The sequence below is a fragment of the Cellulomonas sp. GbtcB1 genome (assembly GCF_019091725.1).
Classification (GTDB): Bacteria; Actinomycetota; Actinomycetes; order Actinomycetales; family Cellulomonadaceae; genus Cellulomonas.
Window position 1 is genome coordinate 1 of sequence record NZ_JAGXJG010000335.1, and the last position, 257, is coordinate 257.

Consider the following 257-nt stretch of genomic DNA (forward strand, 5'->3'; position numbering starts at 1 on the left):
GGCTGCCGTGTCCGCGCCGGGGGTCGGGTCGGTGGTCACGGTTCTCCAGTCCCGGCCTGCGCTTCGCGGTAGGCCTCCCAGTCGGCGAGCATCTTGCGGTGGTACCCCGCGTGCCACTCCATGTAGTTGCGGGCGTTGCGCAGCCGGCGCTCCGGCCCCTCCCCGGGGCCGCCGGTGAGGGCCGCGTCGAGGGCCCGCTGCAGCCGCGGCAGGTAGTTCCGCTCGCTCGCCAGCCAGGGCCCCCAGATGTCGTCCTC

1 pseudogene is annotated in these 257 nt (G+C 75.1%); it reads right to left on the reverse strand.

What is annotated here, in order from left to right:
- Positions 1-35 precede the first annotated feature (35 nt).
- Positions 36-257: pseudogene (locus KVT14_RS20620) on the reverse strand (transcriptional regulator); the annotation flags it as partial.